10 protein-coding genes are annotated in these 15,819 nt (G+C 40.6%); 5 read left to right on the top strand and 5 right to left on the bottom strand.

Going from position 1 to position 15,819, the window contains the following annotated elements; all coding sequences use genetic code 11:
* Nucleotides 1-59 precede the first annotated feature (59 nt).
* Nucleotides 60-1,118 carry a ribosome small subunit-dependent GTPase A gene (gene rsgA, locus FTV11_RS01770; protein WP_180004539.1) on the bottom strand — a complete coding sequence of 353 codons (1,059 nt, stop codon included), beginning with the start codon at nt 1,116-1,118 and terminating at the stop codon, nt 60-62.
* Between the two features lie 125 nt (nt 1,119-1,243).
* Between rsgA and orn the strand changes: the two genes are divergently transcribed.
* On the top strand, nt 1,244-1,801 hold the full coding sequence (gene orn, locus FTV11_RS01765; protein ID WP_067763591.1) for an oligoribonuclease: 558 nt from the start codon (nt 1,244-1,246) through the stop codon (nt 1,799-1,801).
* Between the two features lie 56 nt (nt 1,802-1,857).
* Here orn and FTV11_RS01760 read toward each other — a convergent pair whose 3' ends face one another.
* Nucleotides 1,858-2,244 (bottom strand): GNAT family N-acetyltransferase, encoded by a 387-nt coding sequence (locus tag FTV11_RS01760; RefSeq protein ID WP_180073281.1) that lies wholly within the window; start codon nt 2,242-2,244, stop codon nt 1,858-1,860.
* Nucleotides 2,245-2,496: 252 nt separating this feature from the next.
* Here FTV11_RS01760 and FTV11_RS01755 point away from each other — a divergent pair, with 252 nt between their 5' ends.
* From FTV11_RS01755 to FTV11_RS01740, 4 genes are all read left to right on the top strand, one after another.
* Nucleotides 2,497-3,267, top strand: coding sequence for a ThiF family adenylyltransferase (locus FTV11_RS01755; RefSeq protein WP_180004537.1), 771 nt, complete (start codon nt 2,497-2,499; stop codon nt 3,265-3,267).
* A gap of 115 nt (nt 3,268-3,382) precedes the next feature.
* The gene (locus tag FTV11_RS01750) at nt 3,383-5,197 is read left to right on the top strand and encodes a tetratricopeptide repeat protein (protein WP_180073280.1); all 1,815 of its coding nucleotides are present in this window, start codon (nt 3,383-3,385) and stop codon (nt 5,195-5,197) included.
* A gap of 236 nt (nt 5,198-5,433) precedes the next feature.
* Complete coding sequence (locus FTV11_RS01745) at nt 5,434-8,208, top strand: type VI secretion system Vgr family protein (protein ID WP_180073279.1); 2,775 nt, start codon at nt 5,434-5,436, stop codon at nt 8,206-8,208.
* 13 nt (nt 8,209-8,221) lie between these two features.
* Nucleotides 8,222-11,314 (top strand): hypothetical protein, encoded by a 3,093-nt coding sequence (locus FTV11_RS01740; protein WP_180025989.1) that lies wholly within the window; start codon nt 8,222-8,224, stop codon nt 11,312-11,314.
* A 28-nt stretch (nt 11,315-11,342) separates the two neighbouring features.
* On the opposite strand, the gene FTV11_RS01735 is transcribed toward FTV11_RS01740, so the two are convergent.
* The 3 genes from FTV11_RS01735 to FTV11_RS01725 form a co-directional block, all read right to left on the bottom strand.
* Nucleotides 11,343-12,293, bottom strand: coding sequence for an SUMF1/EgtB/PvdO family nonheme iron enzyme (locus tag FTV11_RS01735; RefSeq protein ID WP_180007204.1), 951 nt, complete (start codon nt 12,291-12,293; stop codon nt 11,343-11,345).
* A gap of 131 nt (nt 12,294-12,424) precedes the next feature.
* Nucleotides 12,425-13,828, bottom strand: a complete 1,404-nt coding sequence (locus tag FTV11_RS01730) for an efflux transporter outer membrane subunit (RefSeq protein WP_180007263.1) — start codon at nt 13,826-13,828, stop codon at nt 12,425-12,427.
* A gap of 10 nt (nt 13,829-13,838) precedes the next feature.
* Nucleotides 13,839-15,818, bottom strand: coding sequence for a MacB family efflux pump subunit (locus FTV11_RS01725; protein ID WP_180026034.1), 1,980 nt, complete (start codon nt 15,816-15,818; stop codon nt 13,839-13,841).
* Between the last annotated feature and the right edge of the window lies 1 nt (nt 15,819).

Below are 15,819 nucleotides of genomic sequence, written 5' to 3'. Positions count from 1 at the left end.
TATAGCCCATAAATATGGTGATCAAAATCACCCCTTCAAGGGCATGAACAGAATAAAAATTAATTTTTTTGCTGCGCTTCCGTGATTTCGTCGATCAGACGTAAATAACTGTCTAATCGACGCGGTAAAATTTCGCCATTTTGAGCCGCCATTCTAAGCGCACATTGCTTTTCATGTTTATGCGTACAGTTACGGAACTGACAATAACCCAAATGTGACTCAATCTCAGGGAAACCTTGTTGAACTTTTTCCAGTTCTAAGTGCCATAAACCAAATTCACGGATTCCTGGTGAATCAATCAATGCAGAACCTTCACCAAACGCAATTAAGCGCGTAGAGGTGGTGGTGTGCTGACCGAGCGCGGAGTTTTCCGAAATAATATTGGTTTTTTGCGCAGCATCCGGAACAATGGCATTAATTAAAGTGCTCTTACCAACCCCAGACTGACCTACAAATGCGACAGTTTCACCAGAAAGTCGAGCAGAAAGTGCGCTTAAGTCACCATCGGATTGGGTTTGCATGACCTCATAGCCCAAGTCACGATATTCTTGTAATAGCGTTAAGATCGGATCGTTGTCTTTAAGCAAGTCGGATTTATTTAAGACCAATAAGGCTGGAATATCAGCATCTGCACAGGCCACCAAATAGCGGTCAATCAGGCCAGGTGCTGGCTCAGGAAGCGGTGCAAATACAATCACAATCAGGCTGACATTGGCTGCGACAGGTTTCACTTTGTGATAACGGTCAGGGCGTGTCAGTAAAGATTGGCGTGGATGAATCGCGGTAATAATCCCTAAACCTGTGATCGGGTCAGCTTGCCATTTGACACGGTCACCCGTCACCAATAATTCGAGATTGGTACGGGTATGGCAGCGCCAAACACTGCCTAATTCGATAGGTTTCCAATGTGGTTCAGGTTCACCTGCTTGCACAATGGGTTTTTCAGGATGCTGGTCGGGTGTAGACAGCGCTTGAACTTCAAGTTGACGACCATAATGTTGGACGACCAAGCCTTCCAAATCTGCAGAAGTATCGATTTCTTCCTGACGAGATTTATGTTGCTTCTGAATGCGACGTTGCTGCTGTTCAGTCAGTCGGCGCTTACGAATTAAAGCCATTCATATCCTAAAAAACCATGAAAACTAGATGGCAAAAATAGCATGAAAGCAGGGTCTATTTACAGCGCAAGCCCAATAAATTTGCTACTATGTTCATTTTTACAGCCTAATAAGATTGCACATTTATGAGCAGCACACCTGATACACGCCTGATTTGGATTGACCTTGAAATGACAGGTCTAGATACAGATAACGACCAGATTATTGAAGTTGCAACAATTGTGACGGATGATAATTTAAATATTCTGGCGGAAGGGCCTGTGCTTGCGGTACATCAGTCTGACCGTGTGCTCAATGCGATGGATGAATGGAACACTCGCCAACATGGTCAATCAGGTCTGATCGAACGTGTACGTCGTAGTAAATTGACAGCACAAGATGCTGAACAGCAAACTTTAGAATTTTTGAAAAAATGGGTAAATCCAAAATCATCACCGATGTGCGGTAACTCAATTTGCCAAGATCGTCGTTTCTTGCATCGTTTAATGCCTGAAATGGAACAATACTTCCACTACCGTAATCTCGATGTATCATCAGTGAAAGAATTGGCGAAACGCTGGCGCCCAGAGATCATGGGGGGCTTGAAGAAAAATGCCTCGCATTTAGCAATGGATGATATCCGTGACTCGATTGCAGAGCTTAAATACTACCGTGAATATTTCTTTATTATGAATAAAGACTAAGGTTGTAAGATCGAAAAAGAGGCGAAAGCCTCTTTTTTTTATCCGAGATATTTTCTCTATCGTTGATAGATGTTGGCTTGATGAATCTCGAGAAAACTTGCAGGTTGAGCCAAATCGGTAAAGCCAAATTGGCGATATAGGCCATGTGCATCCGCCGTCGCAAGCAACATGCGTCTTAGATCTACGGCGCCACATTTTTCAAATAAAGTACTCACAATTAATTTTGAATAGCCTTTGCCTCGATGCGCATCGGCGACATAAATATCGGCTAAATAAGCAAAAGTTGCATAATCCGTAATGGCACGACCAAAACCGATGAGTTCTTCATCGAGAAGTAAGGCCACGGCCAAAGAGTTTTCAATCGCTTTTTTCACCACATGTTTTGGAATATCTTTTGACCAATAGGTATGGCTTAAAAAGCGATGCACGGTATCTAAATCCATTTCATTTTGTCATCGGTAATTTTTAAATTATTTGGCAGAGGATGGATGTCCATGGCAATACACACTTGAGTTTTAGATCTATGGTTATACTTTTTAAAGCAGACCTCCGTTCGCTGTAAATGTTTATTTTGATGGATTTAGACCTGATGCGAATGCCGCTCTGTTGCGCTGACTGCTGAATTGCGTTTTATCAAAGAAAATAAGTAGCGAATTTGCTAAAATGGCGGCTGATTTAACACTGCCTCCAAACCTATGACTGAACTGCTCCAAGATGATGAATATGACCGCCGTTTTGCTGGCGTAGCCAAAATATATAGTGATGAAAGTTTTCATCATTATGAAAAAAGTCATGTCATGGTGATAGGGATTGGTGGTGTAGGCTCATGGGCGGTCGAAGCTTTAGCGCGTACTGGTATTGGTGAGCTGACCTTGGTCGATATGGATGTCGTTGCTGCATCGAATATTAATCGACAATTGCCTGCCATGAGCACGACACTGGGACATGAAAAAATTGAAGTGATGGCAGAGCGATGCCGTGCGATCAATCCCCGAATCAAAATAAATTTGATTGATGATTATCTCACACCCGAAAATGTCAAAGAAATTTTGGCAGGTGCTCCTGACCTAATTTTAGATTGTATTGATGATGTGAAGGCCAAATTTGCCTTAATGCTACATTGCCGTTTTAATAAAATTCCGTTGATCGTTTCCGGTGGAGCAGGGGGTAAACTTGATCCGCTGAAAATCCGAGTCGCAGATTTATCAAGAACAGAGCAAGACCCGATGTTAGCCAAATTGCGCACACAATTACGCGGCAAAGGCATTTGTAAAAAGCCGAAAGAAAAGTTTGGGATTACCTGTGTTTATTCGATTGATAATCCATTTTCCAGTGCTGATGTTTGTCCAAGTGCAGGCTTACGTTGTGGTGGATATGGTTCAGCAGTAGTCGTGACGTCCAGCTTTGCGATGGTGGCTGTGTCAGAGGTGCTCAAAAAACTTGATGCAAAACGAGCAAAAGCATGACAGCTATCTCATTTTGAAAAAAATAAAGCACCGAATTCGGTGCTTTTTTTGTATATAGAATTAAAATCAGACACAATGTTGGAATAATTAAAATATTGATTTTTTTGGGGCGAGTATGTGGTTTTTACTGATACTAATTTTGGGGATGGGAGCACTTGCGTTTTGGATGTGGAAAAGACCCGATCCAGTAAAACGCGATCAGGCTAAAGCGGTTGGGCATGACTTGTGGATAGACCAATTAGATGCACAGCTGAAATTTGCAGAACGTTTAATGCTTGATGCACCAACCGACTATGCGCGTGCCTATGAGTTGTATCAAAATTTGGCCAAACAGCATGAAATTCCACAGGCCTATGTCGCTATGGGACAGATGCATTTACAAGGCTTAGGCAGAGAAGTTAGTGTGGAAAATGCGCTGGCTCTATTGGAAAAAGCCAATAGTTTAGGTAGTGATGATGCTGCATATGTGTTGGGACAAGTTGAAGAAGGTATCTATGGCGGTGTACCCAATCTTGAAAAAGCGCAGTATTGGTATCGACATGCGATTTCACGCGGTCATTTGGATGCACAATATCGACTCGCCGAACTAAACCCAGAAGATCAGACACATGCCGAGCAGCAACATTTAGATTTGTTGCAAAAAAATGCGGACAATGGACATGCCAATTCACAGTATCAATTGGCACAGTTCTATTTAAAACAAGCCACGCCAAATATTGCTCTGGGATTGGAATATTTACTGAAAGCTGCCCAACAAGACCATATGGCGGCTATTCAGCAATTGCAGCAGTTCTATGCTCAAGGAAAGTATCTTGCGCAAAATGATGAAAAGTCATTGCAATATTTAAAGCGAGGATTGCTACTCGGGCACCAGCAGCAGTTGTATGAATATTATCAAGCAGTATTGATGGGTAAAATCGATGTCGATCAGCGTCAGCGGGTTTATCATGATCTTTTGCAGCAGGCCAAAGAGCACAAAGTTGCTGCAGCCAGCCGATTATTAGGTATTGCACATTTTCATGGTTGGTATTTGGAGAAGCAGGAAACTTTAGGTTTTCGCTTTCTGACCGAAGCTGCTCAACTTAAAGATGCTGATGCAATTAGTCTTATTGCAGCGCTGTATTTTGAAAAGTATTTGGTTCGTGATGATCCGCAAAAAGCATTTGAGTTATATCAAACAGCGTATCAATTCAAACCATTATTCATTAACCAAGTCGGTTTGGCCCTATGCTATCTACACGGCGTCGGTGTTGAGCGAAATATCAAGCAAGCGCAGCAACTTTTAGTTGAAGCGGCAAGACACTTAAATGATATGTCCATTACGTGTGTCGCCGATCAAAACTATGTGATTGGACGTTTTTATGCATTGCCAGAGTATCCATTAGCACATCGTGATCAGTGTCTGAGTTATCTGGAAAAAGCCGCAGAACAAGGTTCGCAGGATGCTGCTTGGTATCTCTACCGTTTAGCCGTGGACAATATCTTGCCTGATCTACAATTTGATGATGCTCAAAGCCAGCGAGCATTGTTGAAGGCGGCAAAATTAGGCCATCCTGATGCACTCACGCAACTGGGTCTGGTTAATTTAAAAGGACAATGGGGAACACAAGATTTCCAACAAGCGTTGCAGTATTTCTCGCAAGCGGCAGCATTGGGAAATGTGACTGCCTTGTACCAGCTTGGTGAAATGTCAGAACATGGTTTAGGTGTACAGCAAGATTTAACCCTAGCGCATAGCTATTATGCACAAGCGGCTCAGGGGATGAGTGCTGCGGCGTTAACGCGATTGGGCTATTTATATATTCATGGCATGGGCGTAGAGCGTGATCTTAAAATTGCACAGCAATATTTGGAAAAAGCGGCCTTGCAAGGCTATGTCGAAGCACAAGAACAATTGGAGAATATTCACGCATTTTTAAATACTAATTAATCGTGATGCAAGGCAGTAAGGTGGTATGAAGAGACCTGAAGTTTAGTTTGATGGTCTCTACATTTTTTTAATGCAGAAATAAATAGAGTAAAAATAACATAAAGAATTGATGTAGAAATTTGAATTTTTACTTACATAAAACCCAAAAAAGCAGGCAGATTATGCCTAGAAAAATATGAGTTTTTTTGATTAAATACCCCGCATATTTTATAAAAATCTGATTTTAGATAATAACGATGCTGAACAATATTTATTCTGCACTTGAGAAATTGGGCATTAGTCCACAAAAACGTGCCTTGCATATTCAATTTTCCAATACCACGCTGAATGAACAAGTATTCTTGCAACGTATTGATGGGGAACATGCGCTTAGTACGGGTTTAAATGTTCAACTGATTTGTCTGTCTACTTCTGCCACCTTAGAACTCAAACAATTTATTGGTACGCAAGTCGCAATCGATCAGGTAACCGATGCGGGTCAACTTTTTCGTATTACCGGGATCATTACAGAAGCATTTCAAGGCCAAAGTGATGGTGCATTAACGCTATATAAGTTGACCTTAGAAGATGCAACGGCATTGTGGCATAAGCGTCGTAATAGCCGTGTGTTTATGAATAAATCGGTCAAAGATGTGGTCGAGATTATTTTTAAGGAATGGCAAAAAAAGAGCCCACTTTTTGCAGCGAGCTTAAGTTTGGACTTAAGTGGCTTAAAAAAAGAGTATGACGTTCGACCATTCATGATGCAAAGTAATGAAACCGACTATGATTTTATTACTCGCTTACTACGCAGTGAAGGCATTCATTGGTTGGTTGATGAAGCGCAGCATTTTGTCTCTTCCTCTTCAGCGCCACTCCAAGCCCAAAAGCTGCGTTTAATTGATGAAAATAGTCAATATCAGCCTCTAGATCGTCGCAATATCCGTTTTCATCGCAGCAGCGCTACAGAAAAGCAAGACAGCATGACCAGTTTTATTGGGCAACGCAGTTTGCAACCGACGTCGGTACATGTGCAGCGGTGGCAGGCGGATGTGCTTGAACAGGACGAGGGGGGTGGTGCAGTACAAAGCAAGCACCTACATAGTCAAAATCAAGATAATGCGAGCTTAAGCTTAGAGCAGGCATGGCATGTGAGCCCTGCATGGATGCAAGATCTGAATGGTGAAGATGCTGCAACTGCTTCTAATAGTGCTCAAGTTGAACGTCTCAATCAAAATTTTAGTGATTATTATGCGGCTCAAGCCAAACAATTTATTGCCAAAAGTACCGTACGTGATACGCAAGTTGGTTATTGGTTCAAATTGGATGAGCATCCAGAGATTGACCAGCATCGTGGTGCAGATCAAGAGTTTTTGATTTTATCTAAGTCTTTTTATAATCAAAATAATTTACCCAAAGACTTAACCGATCAAGTTACACAACTGATCCATCAAAGTCAGTGGCAAGTCAAACAAAGCGATGCGGATGAACGCCAAGCCAATACCTTGGCTTTACAACGTCGAAATATAACGACCGTCCCTGAATTTAATCCACTTACACATCGACCAGTAACACATCCCCAACGTGCCAAAGTTGTGGGGCCTGCCGGTGAAGAAATCCATGTTGATGAATGGGGGCGGATAAAAGTCCGTTTCCTATTTACCCGTTCCGATGATCATGGCCATGATGGCGGTGCAGGTGCGAATAATAATGACACAGACTCGGCTTGGGTGGATGTACTGACCCCTTGGGCCGGCGAAGGTTATGGCGCACGTTTCTTACCTCGAATTGGTGAAATAGTTGTCGTTGATTTCTTTGATGGAAACATTGACCGACCTTTTGTCGTGGGTCGTATTCATGAAGCGCAGCGTAGTCCTACTAAATTTGATAATAAAGGACAATTACCAGATACCAAAAAGCTAGCAGGGATTCGTTCTAAAGAAGTCGGGGGTGAAGGCTTTGGACAACTGCGCTTTGATGACACTACAGGACAAATATCCACCCAACTGCAAAGCAGTCACGGTGTGACACAGTTAAACTTAGGTAATTTAAGCCATCCTAAAGAAAAGGCCGAGAGTGAAAGTCGGGGTGAAGGCTTTGAACTGCGGACCGATCAATGGGGGGCGGTACGAGCTGGACAAGGTTTATTGGTGTCGACACATCAGCAAGCACAGGCAGGTGGGGTGCATTTATCGAGCAATGAAGCCCATACTCAAATCGAAAGTGCATTGAATAATGCTAAAGGGCTGAGTGATGTAGCGAAAAACCAACAGACCGACCCGCTTGAAGTATTGGAGAGTCTTCAAGCCTTTATTGAGGTGTTAAGTCAGGATGATCAGCAAAAAGCTGCTGAGTTTAAGTCGGCAGTGATGGTATTAGCTGCGCCAAATTCGATTGCGATAAGTTCCAATGAAGATGTACATATTTCCGCAAATGGTCAGATCAGCCAAACTGCAGGCGATAGTATGAACATTTCCACGCAAAAATCTTTAATAGGTCATGCAGGCAAAAAAATCAGTTTATTTGCAGCGCAAGAAGGATTGAGAGCATTTGCTGGGAAAGGGAAAGTTGAAATTCAGGCACAAGGTGATGGACTCGATCTAATTGCACGTAAGGGCATTCAGATTATTTCAACCGAAGATACGGTATATATCACCAGCCCTAAAGAAATAAACTTAACTGCGGGTGGTTCGCAGATCAAACTGAATGGCTCGGGAATATATCCAACTACAGGTGGGAAGTTTGAGGCGAAAGCGGGGCAGCATAAGTTTGTGGAAGGGGAAAAGGTGGAGGTTCCACCAATTAAATTAAATTCGTCACCTTGTTACTTAACATTTGAAATTGTCGATGAATTTGGTAAGCCAGGACAAGGTGTTGAATATGTAGTTTTTAAATCTGATGGTACGCAAAAAATTGGTAAGACTGATGCTAATGGTAAAACGGAAAGATTCGAAACTGATGGTCCAGAGCGAATAGGTGTGCATATTTCAGATAAAGACGCTTCAAAATATAAAATTTTGCAAAATAACTAAATTGGATAAGAAAATGGATAAATATTACGTTATTGATAATAAAATTCAGCTTAGTAAGCAGGGGGGTGGAGCGCTCTCTAAAGTAAAATATAAAGTACAAATAGTACAAAATAACAAAGTAGTAAAAGAGCTACAGGATGTAACTGATGAAAATGGGCAAACAAAAAATGTAATAGTAGAGAGTATTTGCCAACTAAGATTTTTTGTTTATGGATTTAAGAGTCCTTATTCAGCTAAAAGTGAATGGATGATCCCATTATTTTCTAAAAGTGATGTAAGTAATATTATTGTCATTGATGAAGAGAAGTTACTTGAAAACTCTAAATTTCCAAGTGAACAGAAATATGAATTAAGAAAGAAAGAATTAAGAAATACAATAAAAGTAATGAAAGAGAATTCTACGAAGGGAATTTTTTCAAACAATGGTATCGGAAAAATTAACATTCAAAAATCAGTTTTTGAATTATCGGGTAGTAAGCCAATAGACCCAAAATTTGCAGAAATACTGAAAAATAAAAACTTAAGTAATAGTAATGGTTTGATTGAACCATTTGAACGGTCACTTAAAGATTTAGGCAATAATTATATTGAATATAAAAAGAAATGTACAAAAAAAATTTATAAAGCTAAGGTATTTTTCTTGAAGACGTATTCTGTTTTTCAGTTTATGAATTCACAGTCAAAACCTATATCTAATATTCAATATCAAGTATTTGAGAAAAATAATAAGAAGCCAATTTTAAACAATTTTCCAAAGAGTGCTGAAAAAAATGGGGTAACAGGAATTGCATTCACTACCAAAAGTAGTCAGGTTAAATATAAAATAGGAAATCAAGATAAAGAGAGTGAATTTTTTCCCTCGATCACTTGTATTGATAAAAATCAAATTAATCAAATTCGTATAGGTGTAGCAATCGGTGGGAGCAGCCCGAATGAAAATACTACTGTCGGCTTAGGTAAAGCTAAAAAAATACCAATTGTAGTAAATCCTCATACTGATGAATTGTTAATATTACCTCAGGATGCTTTCGATACATTTGAAAAAATAACGCGTGACTTAGAAGATTCTATAAAAAATATACATCGTACAAAATATGAATTAGATGAAAAAATGAACTATTTATCTAGCTCTACTGCTAAGTCTACTGCTGAAATTGAAGAAATTGAAAAAAGATTAAATATTAATCAACAAAAAGCAATAGAAAAATTAAATGAAAAATTTGGAAATAAAGCAGATTTGCGAGAAGTTTTGGTTTTAGAAACCAAAGGAGATACTAAAACAGGGGAAAAACAACTATTAAGAAAATATTTAACGGCGAAGGAATATGATCAATTAAAGTCAAAGCGACTAAATGGTGAATCAAAAATAAAAATAAAAACTGCTGCGATTAAATCTAGGAATTATGAAGAAGATGGTGATATAGAAATTGACTTACTAGATATGAAGAAAAGCTTCGATGATTTAAAAGAGCAACTAAGCGTAGAAATTTATAAAAAGAAATTTGGTGATGATGAAAAAGTTATCTACGACATGATAGGTGGGATTGGTGGAGAAATTGCAGAACAATATAAAAATAGTAATGGGGTCAATGTTAGTGTTGAGTCGCAATGGATGCGCTTAGTTGCTGGAAATGGAGGTGAAGCTTCAATACATGCGACTAATAAAGGAACTTCAATTAGAGCAAAAGGCGATCTCTCTGCAAAATTTGTATTATTTGAAAAGCAAAAAGAATGGAGAAGCTTTTATCCAAGTGAAAATGGTTGGAATCTAGAGGTCGGAGATATGGCACTAGGTACTATTCGCTTTATTCGCGGTTGTAGTTTACATGGTTTTGCTGGTGCAAATATTGGATTGGCAGGTAATTTATCGGTTGATTTGCCAATGACTGTTGGTGCGCCTCAAGTTGTTTATCCTACGACACGGACACCAAGGCGTACTAATGCTACTTCCCGCGGTATTTTAAAGCCTGATGATGCTGATTTTGACAAAACAACAGAAAATCAAGTGACAGCTGAAGTAAAAGCATTTGGTGGAGCCCAAATGGGTGTTACTGCTTTAGGCTCTATAGAGTGGTATAACGATAAGACAGAGAGTCCAGCTAAGTTTGTTAATTTGGCCTCTGCAGCACCGACGGTGGGTGGAAGTATTGGTGGAGGGTTTGAGGGGAAATTTCAAATATTTCTTGAAGGTGGAAAATTTAAATTTCGTGTGGCTTTGCATGTATGTTGGGGGATCGGGGCAAAGGGAGCTTTAGACTTTGAAGTTGATTTCAAGCAAATGTGGTATTTTGCGCTGTTTGTAAAAAGTCAATTATTACAAGCGTCATTTAAACAGCTTTTATATATTAATGAATTAGCTTTCACTGCATTAGCGCAAATATTAGCTTATTGTATTGGAGATAATCATCCTTTGACACAAAATGTTAATGAATTAGTCATTGATTTTAGTGTTTGGATAAGTGGCCTTTCTTCTGATCAACAACGTTATAGAGCCGCTATGAATATCAACTCACCTAGTGGTTTAGATGGTTTAGTCATTGCCTCACCTGAAACCAAGGGGATATTGATCTATGGGGTAACACACTGGACAACTCGTACAGCTTCTTTATTTGATATGACGATTAGCATGAGTGGTTTAGATGTAGAGATTAACCGTTTTGTAACACGGAAAAATGCCATTATTAATATATTTAAAACCTGTATCTCCACTCAGGAATGGATGAATGTCATTCAACATGTGCATCCTCGTGCTAAAACCCAGTCCAAAAGTAATATGCAAAAAATTGAAGGGGATATTATTCGCTTTTTAAACTATGGCGAAGATGTCAGTATTGCTGAAGATATTATTATTGCACTCAATTCCGGGGGAGATTATGCAGGTGGTCGAGAGAACCAATGGTTAAAAGATTTCCTTAAATACCGTAAGCAGGCAAAACCGATACAAGGTTACCCTTTGAATCATTTAATTGTAAAAAATCAAGATGATATGCAATTTAAACAGTTGGATTATATGAATGGTTATGCAGATAACGACGCAATTTTAGCTACAAATTTAGATATTTTAGCTCCATTTGACGACAAGGACATACAGCTCTATCAAGCTTGAGCTTGATAGAGCTGAACGTTACGTTAGACTATAGAATCTTTTTAGTTTGGTTTACTACACAGCGTACAGAGTTGTCAAAGTTTGGATTGATTACTCCCTTAAATCTTTCAGGGAAATCTACTGGTTGAATAGGGTGAGTATGACTACGCCGTACAGTTAAACCCTCCCCCATCTGCAAGGTTTGGCCATCTAGAGGTTTAGCACTACGGAGGACTTTCTCAGTTCCTGCTTTAGGGCCTTTCGGGTTTTTTTCAGGGGAATGTTGATAATAATCTGCTGCATACCAATCAAGCATCCATTCATAGTTGTCTGTAATTAAATCATAAAAACCTAGTGCTGAAGCTGGGTATCTGCCTATTACAGAAATTTCAGCACCAATAGACTTAAATTCATGAAATAATGCTTGTCGCTGTTTAAAACTCCATACATTTACGCCATTTTCGATTTTTCCTGTATTGGTTGGAAAATGAATCTTTTGGCCTTTATTGCGGGCAGCATATTCCCACTGAGCTTCGGTCGGGAGGTCTATGTCAAGTTTTAGTTGTGTACCTAACCATTGGCAATAATTTCGTCCCTCTTGCCAAGAAACACCTGCAGAAGAAACAGGATATCTAAATTGTGAAGAGTGAGACTCGGTTGAGCCTACTTTAGGGGTATTGGTTGCAGCGCTGTATATGTCTAAATCTGCATAGGTGGCTTTATAAGCAGACATGCTAAAGCTATCTAGAGTTACTTTGTGAACAGGTTTGCTATCAATCTTGCTGTCATAATGATCAAAATCCCCCATCATAAAAGTACCACCTTCCACAAAAATCATATTCTTTTTGGTTTTTTCTAGCAATTTTTGAATTTGTGCTTGTAATTCGGGAGAAGCATTATTTTGATGATTAGAAGGTGCTTGAGTCTCGTTGGTAGTTTTTGCGCATGCACTTAAAGCAAAGGTTGATAGTAAAATAATGGCTAGGTTTTGATTGATCATATTCTTAAAAATTATAGAGTTGTTAAAATATTGCCAAAGAATAAAGCAAATTTAATATCTCAAAAAGAGAGTTTTTGTTATTTAAACCCTTTAGATGTAAAAAAAGCCCCTCAGGGCTTTTTTTATATAAATCAAGGTAACTGTTGAATCGGACTGCCACCCAACGCCTGCATTAAAGTTACATAAGCATTATATTGACTCTGTTTGGTTTGAACCAAAGACAGTCGCGCATTACGTGTGGTCTCCTGTGCATCTAGCAAGTTTTTCAACGCAATTGCACCATTTCGATAACGTACTTCAGTCAAACGCTCAGTCTTTTCTGCAAGCTGTACATTACGCTCTTGCAAAGCAACTTGTTGACTTAACTCAGTACGATTGGATAGTGCATTTTCCACATCGGCAAAAGCCTGATACAAGGTCTGACGATATTGAATAATAGATTTTTCATAATCTAAATCGCTAATCGCAAGGTCTTTCTTCATATCGTTATATTGCAAGAAAGGTAAACTTAAACTTGCACCCAAAGCCAAAGCAGGGTTTTGTAATAAATTACTCAAAGAGGTACTGCTCGATCCTAAATTGCCAGTCAAACTAATCGAAGGATAGTAACTCGCTTTCGTTGCATCTTTATTTGCCAAAGCTTTACGTAATCTTAATTCGCTCGCTTGTAAATCTGGACGGCGAGACAACAACTCGGCAGGTAAACCTGCAGCAATCGTAGGTAATGCAATTCGAGGTAAACGCTGCGGCTCTGAAATATTCAGTTGTTGCACAGGTTGATGTAACAACACAGCCAATGCAGTGCGTGTTTCCACTTTTTGTTGGGCAATTTGGCTTAAGGTCGATTTTTGACTTTGGACCGACTGTTCTGCTTGGGTTAGATCTAAACCTGACACAGCGCCAGCTTTATATTGCACCTTGACCAAGTCATAGGTTTTTTGCGTACTGGCCAAATTTTGCTGCGCAATACTGTAGCGCTCATTTAAATAGCCAAGTTGCCAATATAGGTTTGCTGTTGTTGCAATCAAGCTTTGGGCAGTGGCTTGCAGGTCTTGTTCAGTCGCTAAAGCTTCCCACTTTGCTGCTTCAGTCTGGCTAGCCAAACGACCAAATAAATCTACTTCATAACTGACGCCACCGCTGAGTGATACACCTTTTGAGGAATCATCACCTGAATTAAGGTCAAAGTTATGTCCAGTTGAAACACTTGAACTCACGCGTGGCCCTTGTTTATTTTCAGCTAAACCTGCTTGTAGCCGAGCTTGCTGTAAATTAATACCTGCAACAGCAAGGTCAGTATTGGCAGCTAAAACTTGATTCACCAACTGGTTCAATTGAGCATCATTAAACAATGTCCACCATTGGTCAGCATAAGTATCTGCATGAACTTGCTGACTCATGGCTTTCGCATTTTGAAATTGCGTCGGAATTTGTGTTGCAGGAGCTTCGTACGGCGTTTTAACCACAGCGGCACAGCCGACTAAGCTACTTCCGAGAATGAAGGCACTTGCAAGTTTAGTTAAGGTCATTTGCATCATTAATTCCTTATTCGCGAGAAAGCGCATCGACAGGGTTAAGCTGTGCGGCATTACGTGCAGGAATAAAGCCAAACACAATACCAATCATACTTGAGCAGACAAATGCAGCAACGATAGACGTCGTTGAATAGGCCATTTGAAATGTTCCACCGGCAAAATGACTAATCAATTGTCCAATACCTAAAGATAATAAAACCCCAAGCACACCGCCTAAGATACACACCAACACCGCCTCAATCAGGAACTGTTGCAGAATGTCACTTTGACGTGCACCCACGGCCATACGCACACCAATTTCTTGGGTACGTTCAGTCACAGAAACCAACATAATGTTCATGACCCCAATACCACCGACGACCAATGAAATCACGGCAATCGCAGACACTAATAGGGTCATTGTTGCCGTGGTTTGTTGAATGGTTTCGCGGATACTATCGGAGTTCTGTGTAAAGACATCTTGCGCGCCATGACGTTGTACCAATAAGCTTAAGATGGCGTTCTCAGCAGCAGCACTTGGATATTCATCTTTCACTCGGACAATGATGCTACGTACATTCGACTGACCTAACATACGACTCATGACCGTTGAATAGGGTAAATACACATTCAGGCTATCTGAGTTGCCCATCATGCTTTTTTGTTCTTCGATCACGCCAATGATACGGCTCGGCACACTGCCTAACAAAATGACTTGACCCACAGGGTTGGTGCCATCGGCAAAGAAAGTATTTTTAGTATTACTATCAATCACCACATCTTGCGCTTGCTCAGTCACACTTTCTTTATCAAAAGGTTGACCAGAAGCGAAGTTCATTCCTTTGACATAGAAGAAATCTTCACTCACGCCATTCACTGTGGTCGACGCTTCAGTGTCTTTAAAACGTGCTGTAACAGATGAATTGACTGAAGGACTAACGCCATCGACATAAGGCTGTTCAGCAAGGGCCGTCGCATCGGCAGGAATCAATGTTTTGGCTTGGGATGATCTGGAATTATCACCAAAGCCTCGACCTTGATAAACCGTAATGGTATTGGTTCCCAAGCTGCTGATATTTTCTAAAATTTGCTTTTGCGAACCATTACCCAAGGCCACCACTGAGACCACAGAGGCAATACCGATAATAATCCCGAGCATGGTGAGGAAGGTCCGCATCCGGTGTGCATTCATGGCAAGGATCGCCATACGGAATGCTTCACCAAGACGGTCAACGGCAGAGCGCCAACTCGAGGTTTTTTTCTGGGTGTTTGGAACGAGTTGTTGCTTTTCTAAAGGTTCATCATCTGTTTCAGGCACATTGGGCTGATCTGAAATGATGTTACCGTCTGAAATTTCAATAATTCGAGTCGCATTTTTTGCAACATTATGATCGTGCGTGACCAAAATAATGGTATGACCTTTGGCATTGAGTTCGCGTAAAATCCGCATCACTTCAATACCACTATTCTTATCCAATGCACCGGTGGGTTCATCGGCAAGAATAACGTCACCACCATTCATGAGGGCGCGGGCAATCGACACACGTTGTTGCTGACCACCCGAGAGTTGGCTCGGACGGTTTTGAGTTTTTTCACCCAATCCTAGGTCGGTCAGCAGTTGCTTGGCACGTGCATTACGTTCGGTTGCATCTGCACCGGCATAGATAGCGGGAACTTCGACGTTACCCGCAGCATTCAAATCACCGAGTAAGTGATAACGCTGGAAAATAAAGCCGAAATATTCACGGCGTAACTGTGCCAGTTCATCAGGTTCAAGTTCACGGGTTTCACGCCCCTTGACCTTGTAACTGCCTTTGGTTGGCTTATCTAAACACCCCAAAATGTTCATGAGGGTAGATTTACCAGAACCGGACTGACCTACAATCGCCACCAGTTCACCTGGGTAAATCTCAAGATTAACCCCTTTTAGAATCTGGACTGTGCTTTCACCAGCAGGGAATTCACGAGTCAGATTCTTGACCTCGAGTAGAGGCGTCTGATTTTGACTCATC

The sequence above is a fragment of the Acinetobacter sp. YH12231 genome (assembly GCF_013417755.1).
Classification (GTDB): Bacteria; Pseudomonadota; Gammaproteobacteria; order Pseudomonadales; family Moraxellaceae; genus Acinetobacter; species Acinetobacter amyesii.
This window is presented reverse-complemented; position numbering and strand designations above follow the sequence as displayed.

What these genes read in the sequence shown, in the direction of transcription:
- FTV11_RS01745 (WP_180073279.1), top strand. Translation starts at nt 5,434, where the DNA reads ATGCTGAACAATATTTATTCTGCACTTGAGAAATTGGGCATTAGTCCA.
- FTV11_RS01760 (WP_180073281.1), bottom strand. Translation starts at nt 2,244, where the DNA reads ATGGATTTAGATACCGTGCATCGCTTTTTAAGCCATACCTATTGGTCA.
- FTV11_RS01755 (WP_180004537.1), top strand. Translation starts at nt 2,497, where the DNA reads ATGACTGAACTGCTCCAAGATGATGAATATGACCGCCGTTTTGCTGGC.
- orn (WP_067763591.1), top strand. Translation starts at nt 1,244, where the DNA reads ATGAGCAGCACACCTGATACACGCCTGATTTGGATTGACCTTGAAATG.
- FTV11_RS01750 (WP_180073280.1), top strand. Translation starts at nt 3,383, where the DNA reads ATGTGGTTTTTACTGATACTAATTTTGGGGATGGGAGCACTTGCGTTT.
- FTV11_RS01735 (WP_180007204.1), bottom strand. Translation starts at nt 12,293, where the DNA reads ATGATCAATCAAAACCTAGCCATTATTTTACTATCAACCTTTGCTTTA.
- FTV11_RS01730 (WP_180007263.1), bottom strand. Translation starts at nt 13,828, where the DNA reads ATGCAAATGACCTTAACTAAACTTGCAAGTGCCTTCATTCTCGGAAGT.
- rsgA (WP_180004539.1), bottom strand. Translation starts at nt 1,118, where the DNA reads ATGGCTTTAATTCGTAAGCGCCGACTGACTGAACAGCAGCAACGTCGC.
- FTV11_RS01740 (WP_180025989.1), top strand. Translation starts at nt 8,222, where the DNA reads ATGGATAAATATTACGTTATTGATAATAAAATTCAGCTTAGTAAGCAG.
- FTV11_RS01725 (WP_180026034.1), bottom strand. Translation starts at nt 15,818, where the DNA reads ATGAGTCAAAATCAGACGCCTCTACTCGAGGTCAAGAATCTGACTCGT.